Origin of the sequence: Micromonospora radicis, from assembly GCF_003583405.1 — a bacterium.
GTDB classification, from domain to species: Bacteria; Actinomycetota; Actinomycetes; order Mycobacteriales; family Micromonosporaceae; genus Micromonospora; species Micromonospora radicis.
Genome location: NZ_QXEC01000073.1, coordinates 1 through 446 on the forward strand (window position 1 = coordinate 1; position 446 = coordinate 446).

The 446-nt window shown below is 73.1% G+C and carries 1 pseudogene; it reads right to left on the reverse strand.

The window, feature by feature from the left end:
* Positions 1-92: 92 nt before the first annotated feature.
* Positions 93-446: pseudogene (locus D2L64_RS28175) on the reverse strand (hypothetical protein); the annotation flags it as partial.

Consider the following 446-nt stretch of genomic DNA (forward strand, 5'->3'; position numbering starts at 1 on the left):
CACGTCACAGTCGAGGGCCACCCGGAATCGGGTTGGCCCTCGACTGCGTTGCGTCGTGGAATGACGCACCTAGGAAGGATGTACCTGTGAGTTCAGGACCTCAGGGCGGAGACCGTCCTCGGGGCGAGGGCCGGCCCGACAGCCGCGATCGCGGCTTCCGCCGTGACGACCGCCCGTCGTACCGCGACGACCGTGACCGGGAGCGCGGCTCCCGCGACGGCCGCGGTGACGGCGGCCACGGTGCCGACCGCCCCCGATCCGGCGGCTTCCGCCGGGACGGTGACCGCCGTGAGGGCGGCTTCCGTGACGCTGACCGCGGCGAGCGTCGCTACGGCGACGACAGGTCGGGCGGGTTCCGCCGTGACAACAGCGAACGGCCGAACGGCTTCCGTGGCGGCGACCGTCGTGAGGGCGGTTTCCGCGGCGGTGACCGTCGTGAGGGTGGC